Origin of the sequence: Actinomadura rudentiformis (assembly GCF_008923185.1) — a bacterium.
GTDB classification, from domain to species: Bacteria; Actinomycetota; Actinomycetes; order Streptosporangiales; family Streptosporangiaceae; genus Spirillospora; species Spirillospora rudentiformis.
Map to the genome: position 1 here is coordinate 227,789 of NZ_WBMT01000013.1, position 20,445 is coordinate 248,233.

General features: G+C 68.2%; 18 protein-coding genes. 9 read left to right on the top strand and 9 right to left on the bottom strand.

The genetic code is table 11. The annotated features are described in order from the left end of the window. The first annotated feature begins 254 nt into the window (after positions 1-254). A complete protein-coding gene (locus tag F8566_RS27200; protein ID WP_151564586.1) occupies positions 255-1,430 on the top strand; it encodes a hypothetical protein in 1,176 nt (391 codons plus the stop codon). A 72-nt stretch (positions 1,431-1,502) separates the two neighbouring features. Here the strand turns inward: F8566_RS27200 and dapF are convergent, their stop codons facing one another. Beyond that, positions 1,503-2,348, bottom strand: a complete 846-nt coding sequence (gene dapF / locus F8566_RS27205; RefSeq protein ID WP_151564587.1) for a diaminopimelate epimerase — start codon at positions 2,346-2,348, stop codon at positions 1,503-1,505. Positions 2,349-2,365: 17 nt separating this feature from the next. After that, entirely contained in the window at positions 2,366-3,277 is a 912-nt protein-coding gene (gene miaA, locus F8566_RS27210) for a tRNA (adenosine(37)-N6)-dimethylallyltransferase MiaA (RefSeq protein WP_192809878.1), read from the bottom strand. Between the two features lie 98 nt (positions 3,278-3,375). Here miaA and F8566_RS27215 point away from each other — a divergent pair, with 98 nt between their 5' ends. Continuing rightward, positions 3,376-3,600, top strand: coding sequence for an antitoxin (locus tag F8566_RS27215; protein ID WP_151564589.1), 225 nt, complete (start codon positions 3,376-3,378; stop codon positions 3,598-3,600). A 123-nt stretch (positions 3,601-3,723) separates the two neighbouring features. Here F8566_RS27215 and miaB read toward each other — a convergent pair whose 3' ends face one another. Further along, complete coding sequence (gene miaB, locus F8566_RS27220) at positions 3,724-5,256, bottom strand: tRNA (N6-isopentenyl adenosine(37)-C2)-methylthiotransferase MiaB (RefSeq protein ID WP_151564590.1); 1,533 nt, start codon at positions 5,254-5,256, stop codon at positions 3,724-3,726. Between the two features lie 388 nt (positions 5,257-5,644). Here miaB and F8566_RS27225 point away from each other — a divergent pair, with 388 nt between their 5' ends. From F8566_RS27225 to F8566_RS27240, 4 genes are all read left to right on the top strand, one after another. Further along, a complete protein-coding gene (locus F8566_RS27225) occupies positions 5,645-6,367 on the top strand; it encodes an amino acid ABC transporter ATP-binding protein (protein WP_225993584.1) in 723 nt (240 codons plus the stop codon). Between the two features lie 41 nt (positions 6,368-6,408). Beyond that, positions 6,409-7,245, top strand: a complete 837-nt coding sequence (locus tag F8566_RS27230) for a glutamate ABC transporter substrate-binding protein (protein WP_151564594.1) — start codon at positions 6,409-6,411, stop codon at positions 7,243-7,245. A 77-nt stretch (positions 7,246-7,322) separates the two neighbouring features. Continuing rightward, a complete protein-coding gene (locus F8566_RS27235) occupies positions 7,323-8,006 on the top strand; it encodes an amino acid ABC transporter permease (RefSeq protein WP_151564596.1) in 684 nt (227 codons plus the stop codon). Continuing rightward, a complete protein-coding gene (locus F8566_RS27240; protein WP_151564598.1) occupies positions 8,003-8,995 on the top strand; it encodes an amino acid ABC transporter permease in 993 nt (330 codons plus the stop codon). Before F8566_RS27235 ends, F8566_RS27240 begins: the two co-directional genes overlap by 4 nt. A gap of 84 nt (positions 8,996-9,079) precedes the next feature. On the opposite strand, the gene F8566_RS51520 is transcribed toward F8566_RS27240, so the two are convergent. Then, positions 9,080-9,385 carry a hypothetical protein gene (locus tag F8566_RS51520; protein ID WP_151564599.1) on the bottom strand — a complete coding sequence of 102 codons (306 nt, stop codon included), beginning with the start codon at positions 9,383-9,385 and terminating at the stop codon, positions 9,080-9,082. Positions 9,386-9,793: 408 nt separating this feature from the next. On the opposite strand from F8566_RS51520, the gene F8566_RS51525 reads away from it, so the two are divergent. Further along, positions 9,794-10,837 carry an NAD(P)-binding domain-containing protein gene (locus F8566_RS51525; RefSeq protein WP_404800350.1) on the top strand — a complete coding sequence of 348 codons (1,044 nt, stop codon included), beginning with the start codon at positions 9,794-9,796 and terminating at the stop codon, positions 10,835-10,837. Positions 10,838-10,913: 76 nt separating this feature from the next. Next, positions 10,914-12,875: a dipeptidyl-peptidase 5 gene (locus F8566_RS27255; RefSeq protein ID WP_151564603.1), complete on the top strand. Its 1,962-nt coding sequence runs from the start codon at positions 10,914-10,916 to the stop codon at positions 12,873-12,875. 218 nt (positions 12,876-13,093) lie between these two features. Here F8566_RS27255 and F8566_RS27260 read toward each other — a convergent pair whose 3' ends face one another. The 5 genes from F8566_RS27260 to recA all read right to left on the bottom strand — a co-directional run bounded on the left by F8566_RS27260 (position 13,094) and on the right by recA (position 19,110). After that, the gene (locus F8566_RS27260) at positions 13,094-14,017 is read right to left on the bottom strand and encodes a trypsin-like serine peptidase (protein WP_151564606.1); all 924 of its coding nucleotides are present in this window, start codon (positions 14,015-14,017) and stop codon (positions 13,094-13,096) included. Between the two features lie 145 nt (positions 14,018-14,162). Beyond that, on the bottom strand, positions 14,163-15,731 hold the full coding sequence (rny, locus tag F8566_RS27265; protein ID WP_151564607.1) for a ribonuclease Y: 1,569 nt from the start codon (positions 15,729-15,731) through the stop codon (positions 14,163-14,165). A gap of 474 nt (positions 15,732-16,205) precedes the next feature. Next, the gene (locus F8566_RS27270) at positions 16,206-17,081 is read right to left on the bottom strand and encodes an NAD(P)H-binding protein (RefSeq protein WP_151564608.1); all 876 of its coding nucleotides are present in this window, start codon (positions 17,079-17,081) and stop codon (positions 16,206-16,208) included. 97 nt (positions 17,082-17,178) lie between these two features. Next, positions 17,179-17,892, bottom strand: coding sequence for a recombination regulator RecX (recX, locus tag F8566_RS27275; protein ID WP_151564611.1), 714 nt, complete (start codon positions 17,890-17,892; stop codon positions 17,179-17,181). Between the two features lie 75 nt (positions 17,893-17,967). Further along, complete coding sequence (recA, locus tag F8566_RS27280) at positions 17,968-19,110, bottom strand: recombinase RecA (RefSeq protein WP_151564613.1); 1,143 nt, start codon at positions 19,108-19,110, stop codon at positions 17,968-17,970. A gap of 272 nt (positions 19,111-19,382) precedes the next feature. Here recA and F8566_RS27285 point away from each other — a divergent pair, with 272 nt between their 5' ends. After that, positions 19,383-20,240, top strand: coding sequence for an ATP-grasp domain-containing protein (locus F8566_RS27285; protein ID WP_151564614.1), 858 nt, complete (start codon positions 19,383-19,385; stop codon positions 20,238-20,240). Positions 20,241-20,445: the final 205 nt, after the last annotated feature.

A 20,445-nucleotide genomic window follows, 5' to 3' on the forward strand; every position in this document is an offset into this window, starting at 1 on the left:
CCCATCCCGGACCCGTGCGGGCCTTTCCACCAGGAGGTGTGCAGGAACGAAGTTAAGCCCCGCAGGGTCCCGCCAGTGAGGGACATCTGTCCCGGTCGTTCCGGGACGAACATGCACAACCCCTCTGGTCTCTATAAATACCGATCAGCTTCCTCAGTTGGCGACAAATGCCGCAGTAGCCGCAGACTATGCCAGCAAACGGTGGCATAGTTGTCTGCGGCTTGGTCGTCCTCCCCACGCACCTAGGAGGCATCGTGTCCGAACAACACATCGTGCCCTCGCTCGCCGACCCCATCACTCGACGTCGCGCCATCACACTCGCCCTGGCGGCCGGAGCCGGCTCCGCGCTGGGCGGGGCCGCATCCGCCTCTGCCGCGGCTCGCGCGGTGCCGCCCACGGGCCAGTGGAACGACGTGCCGATCCCCGTCGACACACCCCCGCAACTGTTCGGCGTAGCGGCACCCACACCGCACCACGCGTTCGCCATCGGGCAGCACTCGTGGCAAGAGAAGGAAGTCACGACCGCACTCCACTGGAACGGCCGGGAATGGCTCCACAAGGACGTTCCACCGATCCAGTGGAGCTGGTACATGGACATGGCCGCGGCAGGCCCCCACGCCGCCTGGGTCATGGGGCTGACGCTCCGCGATCAGCTTCCGACCGGGCTGTACTGGAACGGGTTCCGATGGCGGGAGGCGCCGCTTCCCAGGACCGGCACCGGGGGCATCTCATTGCCTCCGGCGGTCGACGCCGAGCCGGGCGGCACCGCGTGGGCCGTCCTCTCCGAAGGCCGCGCGGCCGGCCAGTCCTCCGTGCTGCGGTTCGAACGCGGTGCCTGGGTGCGCAAGACGTCTCCCCCACTGCCGGAAGGCTCGGAGCTGATGACCATCGCCGTACGTTCGCCTCGGGACGTGTGGGTAGGAGCGGCGGATCGCCAATCGAGCGGCGGATCGTTCACCTTCCACTGGGATGGGAGGACCTGGTCCAGGCACAGCATGCCCGGCTCGACCGTCCCCTCCTGGGGCTCGATGGACATCCTTCCGGTATCGCGCAAGGAGGTCTGGGCGTACGTCGGCGGAGGGTCGAGCCTGCAGCAACTCTTCCGGCTGGACGGTGATGTGTGGACGAAGGTGACGGACGTTCCCCGCTACGGGATGTTCCCCATGCCGTACGGGGGCTCGCTCGTCTCCGACCGGAACGGCGGCGTATGGCTCCCCGCGCTTGGCGAGGGCGTCGGAAGCGGCCGGACCGGTTACCTGCACTGGGACGGAACGGAATGGGCCAGGGTGCTCGGGCCCATGCGCGACACGAGCATTGGCTTCGTGGAAGCGCAGGACATGGTCGCCATCCCGGGCACCCGTTCGATCTGGGCGGTCGGAGTTCAAGGCACCGGTGTGAAGCCCTTCATCGAACGCTTCGACCCGAGCTGACTCGTCCGTCGCGTATCCGGCGCCTGCCATGGAGCGGGACGCGGGCGCCGGAGCCGCGTGGCTGAGCGCGAGTCAGGAGGCTGTGAGCCAGTCTCGGCGGATCTCGCCCTCGGCGACCAGGACGGCCGGGCCCTTGAGGTGGCTGGTCTGCCCGTCGAAGGTGACGGTGAGGCGGCCGCCCAGGACGTCGACGGTCCACTCCCCCTGCGGGAGCCTGTCACCTGCCTGGGCGGAGCCGAGAGCCGCAGCCGCTGCGACGGCCACCGTGCCGGTGCCGCAGGAACGGGTCTCGCCCGAACCACGTTCGTACACCCGCATCTCCAGGTGGTTGTCCCCCACCGGCCGGAAGAATTCGACGTTGACCCCTTCTGGGAAGGCCTCAGAGTCGAAGTCCGGTGCGCGCGTCAGGTCGAGTGTGGCGACCGGCTCGTCGATGCGGCAGGCCAAATGCGGGTTGCCCATCGAGACGCGTTCCCCCGCGTACGGGCGTCCGCCTACGGCGGCTTCGCCGGCGCCCTGGTAGACGGGCGGCCCCATGTCCACGCTCACGTCGCCGCTGACGCCCACCGTGACGCGGCGCAGTCCGGCGCGGGTGGCCAGATTCCACTCGCCCGGCGCCGCGAGGCCCGCGTCGACCAGATACCGGGCGAACACGCGCACGCCGTTGCCGCACATCTCCGCGATGCCGCCGTCGGCGTTCCAGTAGTCCAAGAACCACTCGGCGTCTCCGGCCAGGGCCTCTGCGGCAGGGTCACCGGCGGCCTTCGTCCGTACGACGCGCAACACCCCGTCCGCCCCGATGCCGGCGCGCCGGTCGCAGAGGCGGGCGACGATCCCCGGGGTCAGTTCGAGCCCGCCGTCGGAATCCGGCAAGATCACGAAGTCGTTCTCGGTCCCGTGGCCCTTGATGAAACGCATGTCTCGATCGTATTGGCTCAGGTCGCGGGTCGTGTCAGGGCCAAGGCCCGATCAAGGAGGTCGGGCGCGTCGTACGGCAGCCAGTGGACCCGCGGATCGCGTCTGAACCACGACTCCTGGCGCCGTGCGAAGCGCTTCGTGGCCCGGACCGTCTCCTCCTTGGCCTGCTCCTCCGTCCACTCCCCCGCCAAGAACCGCAACACCTGGGCATATCCGAGGGCCCGCCCGGCCGTCAGGCCCTCCCGGAGCCCCTCTCGCTCAAGCTTGCGCACCTCGTCCACCAGCCCGGCCTCCCACATCCGCGCCACGCGCAGCGCGATGCGTTCGTCCAACTCGGGGCGCGGCACGGTGAGTCCGATCTGCACGGCGTCGTACCGGTAGCGGTGTTCGGGCATGGTGGCGGTGAACGGTCGTCCCGTGATCTCGATGACCTCCAGCGCGCGGACGATGCGCCTCCCGTTGCTCGGCAGGATCGCCTCCGCGGCCTTGGGGTCGCTGCCGCGCAGCCGTTCGTGCAGAACGCCGGAGCCCACCGCGGCCAGCTCCTCCTCCAGCCGCGCCCGTACGGCCGGATCCGTGCCCGGGAACTCCAGATGATCGAGCGCGGCGCGCACGTACAGCCCGGAACCTCCGACCAGCACGGGGATACGGCCGCGTCCGTGAATCTCCTCGATCACCTCGGCGCTGAGCCGCTGGAACTCGGCGACGCTGGCGGTCACCGTCACGTCCCAGAGGTCGATCAGATGGTGCGGAACGCCGCGCATCTCGGCCGGGGTGAGCTTCGCGGTGCCGATGTCCATGCCCCGGTAGAACTGCATCGAGTCGGCGTTGACCGCCTCGGCGCCCAGGCGCAGCGCGAGGTCCACGGCGAGATCCGACTTGCCGGCGGCGGTCGGCCCTACGACGGCGATGACGTTTGGTGAGGTCACAGGCTTAATTCTGGCAACGATATGGGTAAGGGTCCGGGGGTACGGGCGTCGTACGGGAGCCGGACGACGCCATGGGACGAGGGATCGGGGGGAAGCACATGTCCATCGTCGACAAGGTGAGGGAAATGCTCGGCGGCCACGGCGACAAGGCCAAGGATGCGGTCGGCAAGGCCGGCGACATGGCCGACAAGAAGACCGGCGGCAAGTACGCCGACAAGATCGACATGGGCCAGGAGAAGGCCTCGGAGTACATCGACAGGTCGAGGCCGAACGACACCGGTACTCCGCCGTCCAAGGGCACCGGTACTCCGCCCACGACCTGACCAGGACAGCCCTGACCAGGACAGCCTCGCGGGCCGCCCGGCCGCCGCGGATCGCCCGGTTCCCGGCGGTCGCGCGGCGGCGTTGTGGCGGCGCGAGACGCGCCGCGCCGTGCGAGCGGCAACCTAAGGATGGGCGGAGCAGGCGGGTGCGGCCTGCGGGATCGAAGCCGGACGGCCGATGGACGGCATGCCCAGGGTGACGCCCTTGGGACGACCCTGGCGGGCCTCCCACGCGTCACCGGCGCGGGTGCGGCGGATGGACTGCGCGGGCTTGTCGGCCACCAGGTGATGCGGCGCCGCGTACGTCACCTCGACCGTGACCATGTCGCCCGGCCGCACGGGCTCGTCCGGGGCCTGGAAGTGCACCAGCCGGTTGTCGGGCGCACGTCCGGACAGCCGCCGCGTGGCGCCGTCCTTGCGGCCCTCGCCCTCGGAGACCAGCACCTCCAGGGTGCGGCCGAGCTGCTTCTTGTTCTCGGCCCAGGAGATCTCCTCCTGGAGGGCGACCAGCCGCTCGTACCGCTCCTGCACGATCTCCTTGGGGATCTGGCCGTCCATGGTGGCGGCCGGCGTGCCGGGACGCTTGGAGTACTGGAACGTGAACGCCGAGGAGAACCGCGCCTCACGGACGACGTGGAGGGTCTGCTCGAAGTCCTCCTCGGTCTCCCCGGGGAAGCCCACGATGATGTCGGTGGTGATCGCCGCCTCCGGGATCGCGGCGCGGACCTTCTCGATGATCCCGAGGTACCGCTCCTGGCGGTACGAGCGGCGCATGGCCTTGAGCACCTGGTCCGAACCCGACTGCAGGGGCATGTGCAGCGACGGCATCACGTTCGGCGTCTCGGCCATGGCGGCGATCACGTCGTCGGTGAAGTCCTTGGGGTGCGGCGAGGTGAAGCGCACCCGTTCGAGGCCCTCGATGTCACCGCAGGCACGCAGCAGCCCGGCGAACGCCGACTGGCCGCCGGCGGTCATCTCGCGGACCTCCTCCGGCGCCGTGGCGAGCGATCCGAAGCCCGAGCCGTAGGCGTTGACGTTCTGGCCGAGCAGGGTGATCTCGTGGACGCCGTCCGCGACCAGGGCCTCGATCTCGGCCAGGATCTCGCCCGGCCGGCGGTCCTTCTCCTTGCCGCGCAGCGACGGCACGATGCAGAACGTGCAGGTGTTGTTGCAGCCGACGGAGATCGACACCCACGCGGCGTACGGCGACTCGCGGCGGGTCGGCAGCGTCGAGGGGAAGGTCACCAGGGACTCTTCGATCTCGACCTGCGCCTCCTCCTGGACGCGCGCACGCTCCAGGAGCACCGGCAGCGCGCCGATGTTGTGCGTCCCGAAGACCACGTCCACCCAGGGCGCCCGTTTGACGATCGTGTCGCGGTCCTTCTGCGCCAGGCAGCCGCCGACCGCGATCTGCATGCCCGGGTGGCCGTCCTTGACGGGCCGCAGGTGGCCGAGGTTTCCGTAGAGACGGTTGTCGGCGTTCTCCCGTACGGCACAGGTGTTGAACACGACGACATCGGGCTCTGAGTCCTCGGCGCGGACATAGCCGGCGTTCTCGAGGAGGCCCGACAGCCGCTCCGAGTCGTGGACGTTCATCTGGCACCCGTAGGTACGGATCTCGTACGTGCGGGGGCCGGTCTCCATAGGCGCACTCATGACAGTGACCAAGCGTACGCGCCAAGCCAGGGTCCCCGCGCGAATTGATCAGGAGTCACCGACCAAAACGATCATGACTCCGGGGGCCAATGTCGATCATGAGTTGACCGACTGTCACCCGGCGTGATCATTGGTCACTGAGCGATAACAACGTGGTCACCATATGAGGCAGGCCCGTGACCAGGATGGCCGCCGCCCATACCCGCCGTCGCCGCCCAACGTGCCGCCGACGTGGGGATTCGTGATCGGATCGGTACCGCTCCGAGGGTTGTTCATTGCTAATGATGACGTAAAGTCCGGGCCCATGACGGACAGCGGAGTTGGGCCCGAGCTGAGCAAGGACGACAGCGGGGCCCAGGATGACATCCCGGGCGGCGGCCCCCTCGTCGTGCTCGAGAACGTCAACAAGCACTTCGGTGAATTGCACGTTCTCCAGAACATCAACCTCACGATCCACCGCGGTGAGGTCGTCGTCGTGATCGGCCCGTCGGGCGGCGGCAAGTCGACCCTCTGCCGGTCGATCAACCGCCTGGAGCCCATCGACGACGGCACGATCATGGTCGACGGGAAGAAGCTGCCCGAGGAGGGCAAGGACCTCGCCCGGCTCCGCGCGGACGTCGGCATGGTGTTCCAGTCGTTCAACCTGTTCGCCCACAAGACGATCCTCGAGAACGTCACGCTGGGGCCGATCAAGGTGCGCAAGCTGGGCAAGCAGGAGGCCGAGAAGAACGCGATGGAGCTCCTGGAGCGGGTCGGCATCGCCAACCAGGCCCAGAAGTATCCCGCCCAGCTCTCCGGCGGCCAGCAGCAGCGCGCCGCGATCGCCCGCGCGCTGGCCATGAAGCCCAAGGTGATGCTCTTCGACGAGCCCACCTCCGCCCTTGACCCCGAAATGGTCAAGGAGGTGCTCGACGTCATGACGAGCCTGGCGCACGATGGAATGACCATGATCGTGGTCACCCACGAGATGGGCTTCGCCCGCCGTGCCGCGCAGAAGGTCGTGTTCATGGCGGACGGCCAGATCGTCGAGGAGAGCACTCCCGACGAGTTCTTCACCAACGCGCGCACCGAGCGCGCGAAGGACTTCCTTTCCAAGATCCTCACGCACTGAGCCGCTGGGGCTCCGTCAGGGAAGAAGAGGTAGACACAGAGATGCGCGTTAGCAAGTACGGGGTGGCCCTGGCGGCACTGGCCGCGGGTTCGATGGCGCTGTCCGGCTGTGCCGAGAAGAAGGACGACTCGGTCGCCGACAAGGACAAGCTGATCGTTGGCGTGAAGTACGACCAGCCCGCGCTCGGGCTGAAGTCCGGCAGCGGCGTCGAGGGCTTCGATGTCGACGTGGCCAAGTACATCGGCAAGAAGATGGGCAAGACGGTCGAGTTCAAGGAAGCCAAGTCGGCCAACCGCGAGACCTTCCTCGCGAACGGCACGGTCGACATGGTCATCGCGACCTACTCGATCACCGAAGCCCGCAAGCCCAAGGTGACCTTCGCGGGCCCGTACATCATCACGCACCAGGACATCATGGTCCGCAAGGACGACTCGTCCATCAAGGACCTGGCGTCCCTGAAGGGCAAGAAGCTCTGCGCGGTGGCGGGCTCCAACTCCTGGAAGAACATCACCGAGGGCACCAACAAGACCAACACCAAGGTCGCCGCCGAGACCGTCCCGGCCCAGGGCTACGACGACTGCATCACCAAGCTCAAGGGCGACTCGCTCGACGCGGTCTCGACCGACGCCACCATCCTCGCGGGCTTCGTCGCCCGTGACGGCGGCGCGACCATGAAGGTCGTCAACTCGCCGTTCACCGACGAGAAGTACGGCGTCGGCCTGAAGAAGAACGACAAGAAGGGCTGCGAGGCGGTCAACAAGGCCATCACGGACATGTACAAGGACGGCACGGCCAAGCAGCTGTGGGACAAGTGGTTCGGCAAGGCAGGACTGCCGTTCGAGGCCAACCAGCCGCCGGCTGAGGGCTGCGACAGCTGACCCATACGGTTCGACCAGCGGGCCGGTGAGCCTCTCTTCAGGGGTTCACCGGCCCTGGTTCGAGATGGTGGAGCACGATGGACGTACTTTTTGACTTCACGCCGGTCTTCGACAACATGGGCGACATCCTCCAGGCCTTCTGGGCGGTCATCCGCCTGACGGTGACGACCGGCATTCTGTCCCTGATCCTGGGCACCATCCTGGCCGGGATGCGGGTGGCCCCCGTCCGGATCTTCCGCGGCGCGGGAACGCTCTACGTGAACGTCTTCCGCAACACGCCGCTGACCCTCATCCTGGCGTTCTGCGCACTGGGCCTGAGCGACACGCTCCACATCTCGCTCTCGACGCAGTCGACGGTCAACTTCTACTGGCTGGCGGTCTTCGGGCTGGCCGCCTACACGGCCGCGTTCATCTGCGAGGCCCTCCGCTCCGGGATCAACACCGTCCCGCTGGGGCAGGCCGAGGCGGCCCGGGCGGTCGGCCTGACGTTCTTCCAGTCACTCCGGCTGGTCATCCTGCCGCAGGCCTTCCGGTCGGTCATCGCACCGCTGGGCAGCATCTTCATCGCGATGACGAAGAACACCACCGTGGTGATCGTCGCCAGCTACGTCGAGTCGGCGTACATCATGCGGCAACTGTTCGAGGAAGAGGGCGCGACCATCCCGATGTTCTTGGCGTTCGCGATCGGCTTTATGATCATCACCCTGCCGATGGGCTTCTTCTTCGGCTGGCTGGCCAAGCGACTGGCGGTGTCACGATGACCACGACCCTGGACAAGCCGGCGGCCAAGCCGCGCAAGGCGAAGAAGAGCGAGCCGTCGGTCCTCTTCGACGCCCCAGGCCCCCGCGCGCGGGTGCGCAACAACATCATCGCCGTCGTCGGCACCCTGATCCTGCTCGCGATCGCCTACGTGATCTTCGCGCGCCTCCAGAAGGAAGACCAGTTCGACGGCAAGCTCTGGGATCCCTACCTCGAGGCGGAGACCTGGACGGAGTACGTCTTTCCCGGCCTGGTCGGCACGCTCTACGCGGCCGCCCTGGGCTCGGTGCTGGCAGTGCTGTTCGGCGTGATCTTCGGTCTGGGACGGTTGTCCGACCACCGGTGGGTCAGGATTCCGTCCGGAGCGGTCGTCGAGTTCTTCCGCGCGATCCCGCTGCTCATCCTGATGTTCTTCGTCTTCTCCGGGCCGCCGACCATCGCCACCGCGTTCAACCGGGAGTTCATCGAGATCACCCCGTTCATGGCGGTGGTCATCGGCCTGACCCTCTACAACGGATCGGTGCTCGCCGAGGTGTTCCGCGCGGGGATCCAGTCGATCCCGAAGGGACAGTCGGAGGCCGCGTACGCGATCGGGCTCCGCAAGAACGGCGTCATGCGGCTGATCCTCGTCCCGCAGGCCACCACCGCGATGATGCCGGCGATCATCTCCCAGCTCGTGGTCCTGCTGAAGGACTCGGCGCTCGGCTCGATCATCGCGTACGAGGAGCTGCTGAATAAGGGCTTCTACCAGATGAAGGCCAACTTCGGGAACGCCGTTCCCGCCCTGGTGATCACTGCCGCCATCTTCATCCTCATCAACATGGCGCTGGGCTACCTGGCGACCTGGCTGGAGCGCCGCTCCCGCCGCAGCCGCAAGAGCGCCGCGAAGACGATGGGCACCGGTGTCGGCGCACCGCCCGCACCCGGAATGTCGGTCACCGGCCAGACCACCGGCGAGGCCGGCGGCGTCGGCGCCGGGGGGCTGAGCTGACCCACCCTGTTTCATGAAGGGGCGCCACCGGATCACCGGCGGCGCCCCTTCTCTTGTTGTGTGCGGTTTCGTGGCCTGCGCGGATCAGGCCCAGCGCTGTACCAATACCTCAGCGCTGCGCGACCGGCTCAGGAAGAACTTGAGGTAGTACTTCTCTTTGGGATTGGCCTTGGCGTAATACACCACGTGAAACCAATGGCCCTTGCACGGAATTGGGGTGGAGTTGCCATACACCCACTTTTTGCCTCGTGTGCGCTTGAGGTGGGTCAGCAGGATTTGGGTGAAGCCCTTGTTGCCGCTCCAGCATCTTACGAGGGCGCGGACCTGCTTGGATCCGGCCTTGAAGTCGCGCGTGGACCACCTTTTCTTGGGTCCGGTGCCCTGTCGCATGACGTTCCGCCAGTAAGCCCGGCGCTGAACCGTCTGCTTTGGCGCTACCTGTGTCTGAGAGGCGACGACGGGGGACGCGCTGAGAGCGCGCGACGACTCGGCCTGGACGGGCGGAGCGGCAACGAGGGACGAGAGAATGACCCCAGCGCCGATGAGACTGACCGCCCGTTTCCGTACCCCTCCTCGCCCAGCAATTGTTCGACTCATGTTCCGAGCTCCTTTCCGAGTCGATTTCTTGGGAAAGGAGCACATCAGGTAGGCGTCTCTGCGCCGTCGTCGCGCCGCCTCCGCCGCGTCTCCCAGACGTCTCATGCGCAGATCAACGGATCGCGGACCAGCGCAAGTCGTCCGCATCTCTCCGGGAATCTGGGGGTGGTAAGCGGGGTTTGCGTGGGTGTGACGGTTGACGTGGATGTAGTGGTGGTCGGGGCTGGACAGGCTGGGTTGTCGGCCGGGTACTTTCTGCGGCGGGCGGGGCTGGATTTTGTGATGTTGGATCATGCTCCGCGGGCTGGTGGGGCTTGGCAGTTTCGGTGGCCCTCGTTGACTTTGGGGGCGGCGCACAACATCCATGATCTGCCGGGGATGCCGTTGGAGGATCGGGATCCGGAGCGGCCGGCGTCGGAGGTCGTGTCGGAGTACTTCGCGCGGTATGAGCGGGAGTTCGAGCTTGATGTGCGGCGGCCTGTTGATGTGACCGCGGTGCGGGATGCCGGTGGGCGGCTGTTGGTGGAGAGCTCTGAGGGCGTTTTTGCGGCGCGGGCGTTGATCAACGCTACGGGGACGTGGGATCGGCCGTTCTGGCCGTTCAAGCGGGGCATGGGGAGCTTCCGGGGGCGGCACATGCATACGGTCGACTACCGGGGGCCTGAGGAGTTCGCCGGGTTGCGGGTGTTGGTCGTGGGCGGGGGCGCTTCGGGCACGCAGGCCTTGATGGAGATCGCTCCGCTGGCGGCCGAGACCACATGGGTGACGCGGCGGGAGCCTGTTTGGGTGGAGGGGGCGTTCGACGGGCATGCGGCGGTGGCGAGGGTTGAGGAGCGGGTGCGGCAGGGGTTGCCGCCCGGGAGTGTGGTGAGCGCGACCGGGTTGCTCTTGACCGAGGAGGTTCGGGCGGCGAGGGAGAGGGGTGTCTTGGACCGCAGGCCCATGTTCGAGCGGGTCGTTTCTGAGGGGGTCGAGTGGGCGGACGGAAGCAGGCTGGGGGTGGATGTCATCCTGTGGGCTACCGGGTTCCGGGCGGCTCTCGATCATCTGGCGCCGCTGCGGTTGCGGGGGCCCGGCGGGGGCATCCGGATGGACGGGACGCGGGTGGCGGATGATCCCCGTATCCACCTTCTGGGGTACGGGCCGTCCGCGAGCACGATCGGGGCGAACCGGGCGGGACGGGCCGCCGTACGCGAGATCAAGTCCCTGCTGAGGGCCGTCGTCCCGGAGGCGGTCGGCGCCTGATGAGCGGCGTGTATCTTTCCGAATTCAAGTCCCCGTTCATCGCCCAACCGATCCCCGTATGCGGGACGATTCGCATATGACCGCTCGTGTGACCCTTCCCTACGGCTCCTGGCCCTCCCCCATCTCCGCCGCCGATGTCGCTCGTGCCCGGCTGCGCCTGAGTTTTCCCACCGTTCACAACAGCGATGTGTGGTGGCAGGAGACGCGACCTGAGGAGGGCGGGCGAACGACGGTCATCCATCTCCGGGGCGGTCACCGCACCGAGCTGCTCCAGACCCCCTGGGACGCGCGGACACGTGTTCACGAATACGGCGGGCGGTCATACCTGCCGGTCCGCACCGGCAACGGTCACGCGATCGTCTTCTCCAATTACGAGGATCAGCGGCTGCACCGGCTCGACCCGGGTGATCCCAAGCCGCGTCCGCTGACGCCGGAGCCGGCGCTGCCGGGCGGGCTCCGCTACGCCGACTACGTCCTGTCTCCGGACGCGACCGAGGTCTGGTGCGTCTGCGAGGGCCATACCCCGGACGGGATCCGGCGCGCGATCGTCGCCGTGCCGCTCGACGGGAGCGGCGCCGACAACGCGGGTGCCATCCGGGAGCTGGTCAGCGGCGCGCACTTCTACGCGAGCCCCGCGCCGTCGCCCTCGGGCGGTCACCTCGCCTGGGTGCAGTGGAGCCACCCGCGCATGCCCTGGGACGGCACCGAGGTGCGCGTCGCCGCCGTCGAGGAGGGCAAGGCCGTCGCGCCCCGTACGGTCAAGGGCGGTCTCACGGAATCGGTGGTCGCGCCGCTCTGGCGGGACGACAGCAGTCTTTACGTGATCTCCGACTGGCCGGGCTGGTGGAACATCTACCAGGTGGGGCTGTACGGCGAGTCGCCCCAGGCGCTCTACCCGGCCGAGGAGGAGTTCGCCGGGCCTCTCTGGCAGCTTGGCGGCATGCCGTACGCGCTGCTGGAGGACGGGCGCCTGGCGGTCCTGCACGGCGAAGGCGACCAGCGCCTGGGCATCTACGACCCGGAGACGCTGGAGCTCATCGACCTGGAGCTGCCGTACGACGACTGGCAGCCGGCGCTCTCGGCGCAGGGCACCACGATCGTCGGCATCGCCGGCAGCGCCACCGTGCCCTCCTCGGTCGTCCGCATCGACATCACCACGGGCCGGGTGGAGGGTCTGCGGCGTGAGCTGGCCGAAGTGCCGGATGCCGCCTATCTGCCGAAGCCGCGCAGCGAGCAACTGGAGGGACCGTTCGGACGGCCCGTGCACGCGCACATCTACCCGCCGTCCAGCCCCGACGCCGCGGCACCCGAAAACGAGCTTCCGCCGTATGTGGTCTTCGTGCACGGCGGGCCGACCTCTCGTTCGTCCAAAGTGCTCAGCTTGGAACGCGCCTTCTTCACGAGTCGCGGCATAGGCGTCATCGATGTCAACTACGGTGGCTCGACTGGCTATGGGCGCGCCTACCGCGAACGTCTGCGGCGTCAATGGGGCGTCGTGGACGTGGAGGACGCCATTGCCGCCGCACAGGCGCTCATCGACGGCGGCATAGCGGACCCTGCGCGCCTGGCCATCCGAGGGGGCAGCGCAGGCGGCTGGACGACCCTGGCCGCCGTGACCCAGACCGACCTCTTCAAGGCCGCGACGTCGTACTACGGCATCAGCGACCTGCAGAGCTTCGTCTCGTCCACGCACGATTTCGAGTCGCAGTATCTCTTTGGGCTCATCGGCCCCCTGCCCGGATACGAGCGGGCGTACGAGGAGCGCTCACCGCTCGGGCACGCCGACCGCACAGCGTGCCCCGTGCTGCTCCTCCAGGGCCTGGACGACCCTGTCGTACCGCCGGACCAGTCCGAACGCTTCGCCGCCGCCTTGGCCGCCAAGAAGGCCCCTTACGCCTACCTGACGTTCGAGGGCGAATCCCATGGCTTCCGCCGCGCCGAGACCACCATCACCTGCCTGGAGTCGGAGCTCGCCTTCTACGGCCAGACTCTCGGCTTCCATCCGAAGGGCGTAAACCCCATCGACCTCAACAACTGACAGAGCGACGAGCACCTCCGGCCAAACAGCCTGGGGCACCAGCCACAACGTGAGCGCCGACGGACCGATCCGTCGGCGCTTTCGCGTATGTCCCGCGTCCCGCAGCCGCGTGAACGTCCTCTGCGGCCGCGCGGGGGCGTTGAGGTGGGGTTCTGGCGGGCGTCTGTGGGCCTCAGGTGACCACTGGGTTGATGGCGCGTCCTTGAAGGGGCCGAGGGTCAGGCGCGCTTGTCGGCCCAGGAGCGGAGATTGTAGACGTCCTTGTCGAAGTACGGCGAGTACGAGATGTAGTGGACGTTGCCGCCGCCCTGGTGGCCGCCGATGACTCCGTTGATGGCGCCGGTCCGGGTGCGGGTGTTGTAGTTCAGCAGCCAGGGGCTGCCGCTCGTGCCGCCGTGGAAGCCGGAGCAGTCCATCCGCAACTGGAAGCGGGAGTGCTTGCGCGTCGTGGTGATGCAGTAGATCGGCCGGTCGCGGCGGTCCCAGACGATGCGCGGGTAGCCGGCCACGTTCACCTTGCGCCCGGCACCCCTGTTGATCGCGAGGCTGTTGCCGCCCACGACGTTCTCGATCTTCTTCCCGGCGCGCGGGTTGAGGGCGATGATGCCGAAGTCGAGGTCGGGGTCGCCGTGCCGGATCCAGCGCTGCGTGACGACGAGCCTCTTGGCCGTCCACGTCCCGTACGGCCGCTTGCCGCGGTCGTACTTCGGCACGAACGCGATCTTGGTCGCGTACCGTCCGCCCTTGCCGCCGTGAATGCAGTGCGCGGCCGTCATCAGCAGTCGCTTGGAGTGGCTCTTGACCACGCTCGCGGTGCAGTAGTGGTCGCCGCGACCGTTGTTGAAGAACAGCGCGCCGATCGACGGGACGCCCCCGAACGCCTTCGACCTGGCGGCCAGCGTGGTCGCCTGCCCGCTCGCGCCTCCCTTGGCCGCCACCGGCGTGGCCTTGGCCAGCCGCTGCGGGGTCCAGTAGCGCTCCGTCGCGGTCGCGTCCGCGGTGCTGATCTCGACACTTGAGACGGTCTCGACGGTCCGGGTCTCCGGCTCGTGCTGCGCGTACGCCACCGCCCCGGCACCAGCCGCGACGACCCCCGTGGACGCGACGACCGCAGCCGTCATCCGCTTCCGACCCTTCAGCATTCGCCAGAAACTACCGACTCTTCCGCCCCGCCACAACGCGAACGATCACTCTGGTCCCAGCATGTGACCGTCTCCGACTCTTCGCAGCCGCCCGGCGACAGTGGGTCAGCCGAACTCCATTGCGCCGGCGGGCGGCCTCCATCGGTCAGCGGGCGAACTCGATGGCGCGGGACTCGCGGACGACGGTGACGCGGATCTGGCCTGGATAGGTGAGCTCGTCCTCGACCTGCTTGGCGATGTCGCGGGCGATCACCTGGGCCTGGATGTCGTCGACGGAGTCGGGCTTGACCATGACGCGGATCTCGCGGCCGGCCTGCATGGCGAAGACCTTCTCCACGCCCTCGTGCTTGTCGCGGGCGATCTCTTCGAGCCGTTCCAGGCGCTTGACGTACGCCTCCAGCGACTCGCGGCGGGCCCCGGGACGGCTGCCGCTGATCGCGTCGGCGGCCTGGGTGAGAACGGCCTCGACGGTACGGACCTCGACCTCGTTGTGGTGGGCCTCGATGGCGTGCACCACGTCCTCGTGCTCGCCGTACCGCCGGGCGATCTCCGCGCCGATGAGCGCGTGGCTGCCCTCGACCTCGTGCGTGAGGGCCTTGCCGATGTCGTGCAGCAGGGTGCAGCGCTTGGCCTGCTCGACCGGCAGGCGCAGCTCGCTGGCCATGATCCCGGCGATGTGCGCGGACTCGATGAGGTGCTTGAGCACGTTCTGCCCGTACGACGTGCGGTAACGCAGCTGCCCGAGGAGGGCGATGAGCTCGGGGTGCATGTCGGCGATCCCCAGCTCGACCAGCGCGTCCTCGCCGGCCCGTACGCACAGCTGCTCGACGTCGCTCTTGCTCCGCTCGTAGATCTCCTCGATCCGCTGCGGATGGATGCGGCCGTCCAGGACGAGCTTCTCCAGCGTCAGGCGCCCGACCTCGCGCCGCACCGGGTCGAAACAGCTGAGCAGCACCGCCTCGGGCGTGTCGTCGATGATCAGGTTGACGCCGGTCGTCGTCTCGAACGCACGGATGTTGCGGCCCTCGCGGCCGATGATCCGGCCCTTCATCTCGTCGCCGGGCAGGTGAAGCACGGAGACGACCGACTCGGCCGTCTGCTCGCTGGCCACCCGCTGGATCGCCAGCGTCACGATCTTGCGCGCCCGCTTCTCGCCTTCGGCCCGCGCGGCGTTCTCGATCTCCCGCGTGATCGGGATGGCCTCGCGCTTGGCCTGGTTCTCGATGGCGCCGACGAGCTCGGTCTTGGCCTGCTCGGCCGTCAGCCCGGCCACTTGTTCCAGCGCGTGGCGGCGTTCCTCCTCGGCCTTGCCGAGCTCCTCCTTGCGGGCCTCCAGCGCGCGCTTGCCCTCGGCGAGCTTGGCCGACCACTCCTCCAGCCGGCGCACCTCGCCGTCCAGACGCTGCTCCCGTTCGGCCAACCGGGTCTCGCGGCGTTCGAGGTCCTCACGCAGCGAACGGATGTCCTCACGGAGCGCGCGAGCCTCTTCGTCCAGCTCGGCCCGCTGCGTCTGGACGAGCTGGTGGGCCTGCGTCTCGGCCTTGCCGAGGATCTCCTCGGCGTCGGTCTTGGCGGCGGCGCGGATATCATCCGCCTCCTGCCGCACCTGGGACAGCTCGTCCTCTATCGCCTTCCCCGAGGGGCGGCGCAGGACCAGGATGACGAGAGCGACCAGGGTCACCAGCAGTGCGGCACCCAGCAGGACGCTCTCCATGGGGCTGCCCCTTCCTCGCCCGCGGGCCCCATCGGGGATCGGAGCCCTGTTGTGCGAGGATTCACCCGCGTCACAGCCGATATGGGTACACGACACCGCCCGGGCGCCCGGTCATCGGGGCCCGAGAAAGTCGGACGTCGTGATCCTTTATACCTCTCAACTGCCTGAACGTGCTCAGTCGTATGGCAATCCGCTGGGCGCGGAGTAACTCCTCACTGCCGTAACGGTAAGCGGCACAGAGGTAATGAGCAAGCAAACCGTGGGCATTCCGGACTAACCGAACGTGCCCGTGACGAGTTGCTTACCGTCCTCCGACCTGGCCGGGCGAGCCGTTCACCTGGCCCGTCACCCTCCACGCCCGAGTAAGGCCGAGTCAGGTTCTTGTCAGGATCTCCGTCATTCATCCCGGCGTGTCGAACCATTCGCCGGAGAAAGCAGGCCCGCTTCCTCCGGGGAAGCGGGCCCGCCGTTCGTTCAGGCAACCTCCCAGACACCGGTCTTGGCCGCCTCGCGAACGAAGTCGGAGAAGTCGCGGGGCTCGCGGCCGAGCGCCCGCCTGACCCCATCGGTCTGGTAGGCGTTGCGCCCGTCCAGCACGGTCGTGAAGAGGTAGGTCAGGAACTCCACCAGATCCTCGGGAACTCCCTGCTCCTTGGCGCCGACGGCGTACTCCTCCGTGCTGATCTGGACGAAGGGGATCTCGCGCCCGGCCGCCTCGGCGATCTCCCGCACCGCCTGGGCGAACGTGAGCAGCCGTGGCCCGGTCACCTCGTACGACTGACCCACGTGACCGTCCTCGGTGAGCGCCGCGACCGCCACGTCGGCGATGTCGTCCGCGTCCACGAACGGCTCCCGCACATCACCGACCGGCAGCACGACCTCGCCGGCCAGCAGGGGCTCGATCAAGAAGCTCTCGCTGAAGTTCTGGGAGAACCACGCCGCCCGCACGATCGTCCATTCCAGCCCGGACTCGCGGACCAGCCCCTCGCAGATCTGAGCCTCCTCCTCACCTCGCCCCGACAGCAACACCAGCCGCCGCACCCCGGCTGCAGCCGCTGCCTCGGTGAAGGCCTTGATGTCGTCCGCCGCCCCCGGCACCGCCAGGTCGGGCGCGTAGCTGACGTACACCGAGGTGACCCCGTCCAGGACCGCCGCCCAGCCGCCCCGGTCCTGCCAGGAGAACGCCGGGCTGGCCGACCGCGACCCGATCCGCACCGGCACACCCCGCGCCGCAAGCCGCTCGGCCACCCGCCGCCCTGTCTTTCCCGTGCCTCCCAGCACCAGTGTCAGGTTGCCGTGAGTGTTCGCGTTCTGAATGTTCGCGTTCTGAGTGTTCGTGTTGTTCGCCATGCCCTTGAGTCAACCGACGCCCGACCTGCCCCGACATGGCTGAGAGACTCGCCCGCATACGCCAGAGTCCAGCCCCGGCTGGCCCGGCCGCCCCGGGTCAGTCCCAGGGGGTCGGCTCGGGGAGGTCTTCCAGGTCGGCGCCTTCTTCGGCGAGGGCTTCTTTGACGACTCGGTAGGCGAGGCCGGGTGGATAGCCTTTGCGGGCGAGCATGCCGACCAGGCGACGGGTGCGTTTGGCGGGGTCCAGGCCTCGGGTCGCGGCGACCTTGCGGGCTATGAGCGCGCGGGCCGTGCGTTCCTCCTGCTCGGGATCCAGCGTCTCCACGGCGTCCTGGACGGTCTCGTTGTCGACGCCGCGTTGGCGCAGCTCGGCGGCCAGGGCGCGCTTGGCCAGGCCGCGTCCGGCGTGGCGGGACTGCACCCAGGCCTGGGCGAACGCCTCGTCGTCGATCAGGCCGACGTCGGTGAAGCGGCCGAGGACGTTGTCGGTGACGTCGTCCGGGATGTTCTTGCGGTGCAGGGCGTCGGCGAGCTGGGCACGGGTCCGGGGTGCCATGGCGAGCATGCGGAGGCAGACCTCACGGGCGACCGCCTCAGGGTCGGCCGGCGGGGCGTCCGCGGCGGCGCTGCCCTCGGTGGGGGCGTCGGGCCCCCACCGCCGTCTGCGCCGGCCGCTCATGCCGGCCCTCGCGGGAACCGTACGGACGATCCCGGCTCCACAGGAGCGGCGGCGCCATCGGGGAAGGACCGAACACCGGTCTGTCGGTGCCGGAAAAGGCGCCGCCGCCCTACATACGAGATCATTCCTCAACCTTCGTCAAGAGTCACCCTGAATGGCGGATTCTCCGTCAGAACTCGCCATGTCACGTGACGTCCCGGTCCGGGCTCAGGCGTCGCCGGGCTTCGGAGTCTTGGCGCTCTTGCGGCCGGTGGTCGCGGTCGCCGCGGCGGCCGGCTTGGTCGCGGCGGCTGCCGACTTGGTCTCGGCGGCGGGCTTGGCGGCCTCGGTGGTCTCCGGGGACTCCTTGTCGACCTTGGGGCCGACGCCCAGCTTCTCCTTGATCTTCTTCTCGATCTCGTCGGCCATGTCCGGGTTGGCCTTGAGGAAGTTGCGGGCGTTCTCCTTGCCCTGGCCGAGCTGGTCGCCCTCGTAGGTGTACCAGGCACCGGACTTGCGGACGAAGCCGTGCTCGACGCCCAGGTCGATCAGGCCGCCCTCCTTGCTGATGCCCTGGCCGTAGAGGAGGTCGAAGTCGGCGACGCGGAAGGGCGGAGCCATCTTGTTCTTGACGACCTTGACGCGGACGCGGTTGCCGACCGCCTCGGTGCCGTCCTTGAGGGTCTCGATGCGGCGGACGTCGAGGCGTACGGAGGCGTAGAACTTCAGCGCCCGGCCACCGGTGGTGGTCTCGGGCGAGCCGAACATGACGCCGACCTTCTCGCGGAGCTGGTTGATGAAGACCGCGGTGGTCTTGGTCTGGTTGATCGCGCCGGTCAGCTTGCGCAGCGCCTGGGACATCAGGCGGGCCTGGAGGCCGACGTGGCTGTCGCCCATCTCGCCCTCGATCTCCGCCCGGGGAACGAGCGCGGCGACCGAGTCGATGACGACGATGTCGATCGCGCCGGAGCGGATCAGCATGTCGGTGATCTCAAGCGCCTGCTCGCCGGTGTCGGGCTGGGAGACCAGGAGCGCGTCGATGTCGACGCCGAGGGCCCTGGCGTACTCGGGGTCGAGCGCATGCTCGGCGTCGACGAACGCCGCGATGCCGCCGGCACGCTGGACGCTGGCGACGGCGTGCAGCGCGATGGACGTCTTGCCGGAGCCTTCCGGCCCGTACACCTCGACGACGCGGCCACGCGGGAGGCCGCCGATGCCGAGCGCGATGTCAAGGGAGATGGAGCCGGTGGGGATCACCTCGACCGGCGCCCGCGCCTCCTCGCCCATCCGCATGACCGAGCCCTTGCCGAACTGCCGCTCGATCTGGGCCAGTGCGGTCTCGAGAGCCTTCTCCCGGTCGTTCGCTGCCATGGTTGTCCCTCTGTCCTGTCTGTCGTCGCCGGCCTGCCGGCTCTCGCCCGGCACGCGGCCCGCACGGACCGCTGCTCGATGTCGTAGGCGACGTTACGGGGAGCCACCGACACTTTCGAGATTCAGACGGAGCTGTGGATAACGTCGCGTGCGCAGGACAGCTTACCGAACACTCGTTCGATCATGTGGTCGCGATCCGATTTGGACGGGAATCTCCGTGCGCTCGGGGGCCTGGAAGCCGTACGCTGGCGCCGTCCACGGAGGGTTGCACCATGACGCTGACCGTTCTCTTCTGCGTCGATCCGCTCCACCCCCGGCGCGTTGATCCTCACTTCTCCCGCGAGGCCGCCGCCGTGCGGGACCACTATGGCGAAATCGCCTTGATCGATCACGATTCGTTGCAGCAGGGTCACGTGGATGCCGCCATCCGCGCCGTCCCCGGCGACCTGGGCCCGGTCTGGTACCGCGGCTGGATGATGACCAGCGAGGAGTACGCGGCGCTGGCGTCGGCCCTCAAACAGCGCGGCACCATTCTTCTGACGCACCCGGAGGACTACCAACGCGCGCACGAGTTGCCGGGTTGGCACGACACGTTCGCCGGCATCACCCCGTCCAGCGTGTGGCGCCCTCTCGCCCCACTCGAAGACCCGGGTGACCTCAGTGAGCTCGTACGGGCCCTTCCGGCAGGGCCGGCTGTGGTGAAGGACTACGTGAAGTCGCGCAAACACGAGTGGGACGAGGCTTGTTTCGTCCCGGACGTTCACAACCTCCCGCAGCTCCGTACGGTCGTGACGAAGATGGTGGCGCTTCAGGACCAGTTCCTGGCCGGTGGTCTCGTCATCCGGGAGTACGAGGATTACGACGGCGGCGAAGCCCGCGTGTGGTGGGTCGACGGCGAACCCGCGCTGATCGGTCCCCACCCGGACAGCCCAGAAGTGGAGCCCGAGCCGGACGTCGATGTCGTGGCCCCGGCCGTACGATCCCTCGGCTGCCGCTTCATCACGACTGACCTCGCCCGGCGGGCCGACGGCGAATGGCGTGTAGTGGAGGTCGGTGACGGCCAGGTGAGCGACCTCCCCTCCACAGTCGACCCCATGGACCTCTACGCCCATCTCCCGGTACCCGACTGACCTTCACGTGCGCGCCGGCTCTCCTTGCGCCGTAGAACTGCATGCGGGTTGTGACGGAACCGGAATGCACCAAACTTCCGTCTCACTACGCATCGCCCCTAGGCTTTGGGCACTGTGATGCCGGATCGCTTGCAGATGCAGGATCCGTTCCAGCTGTCCGGAACCTCCGGGGTGCCTGCAGTCTCTTTCGAAAGGCGTGTTTCCC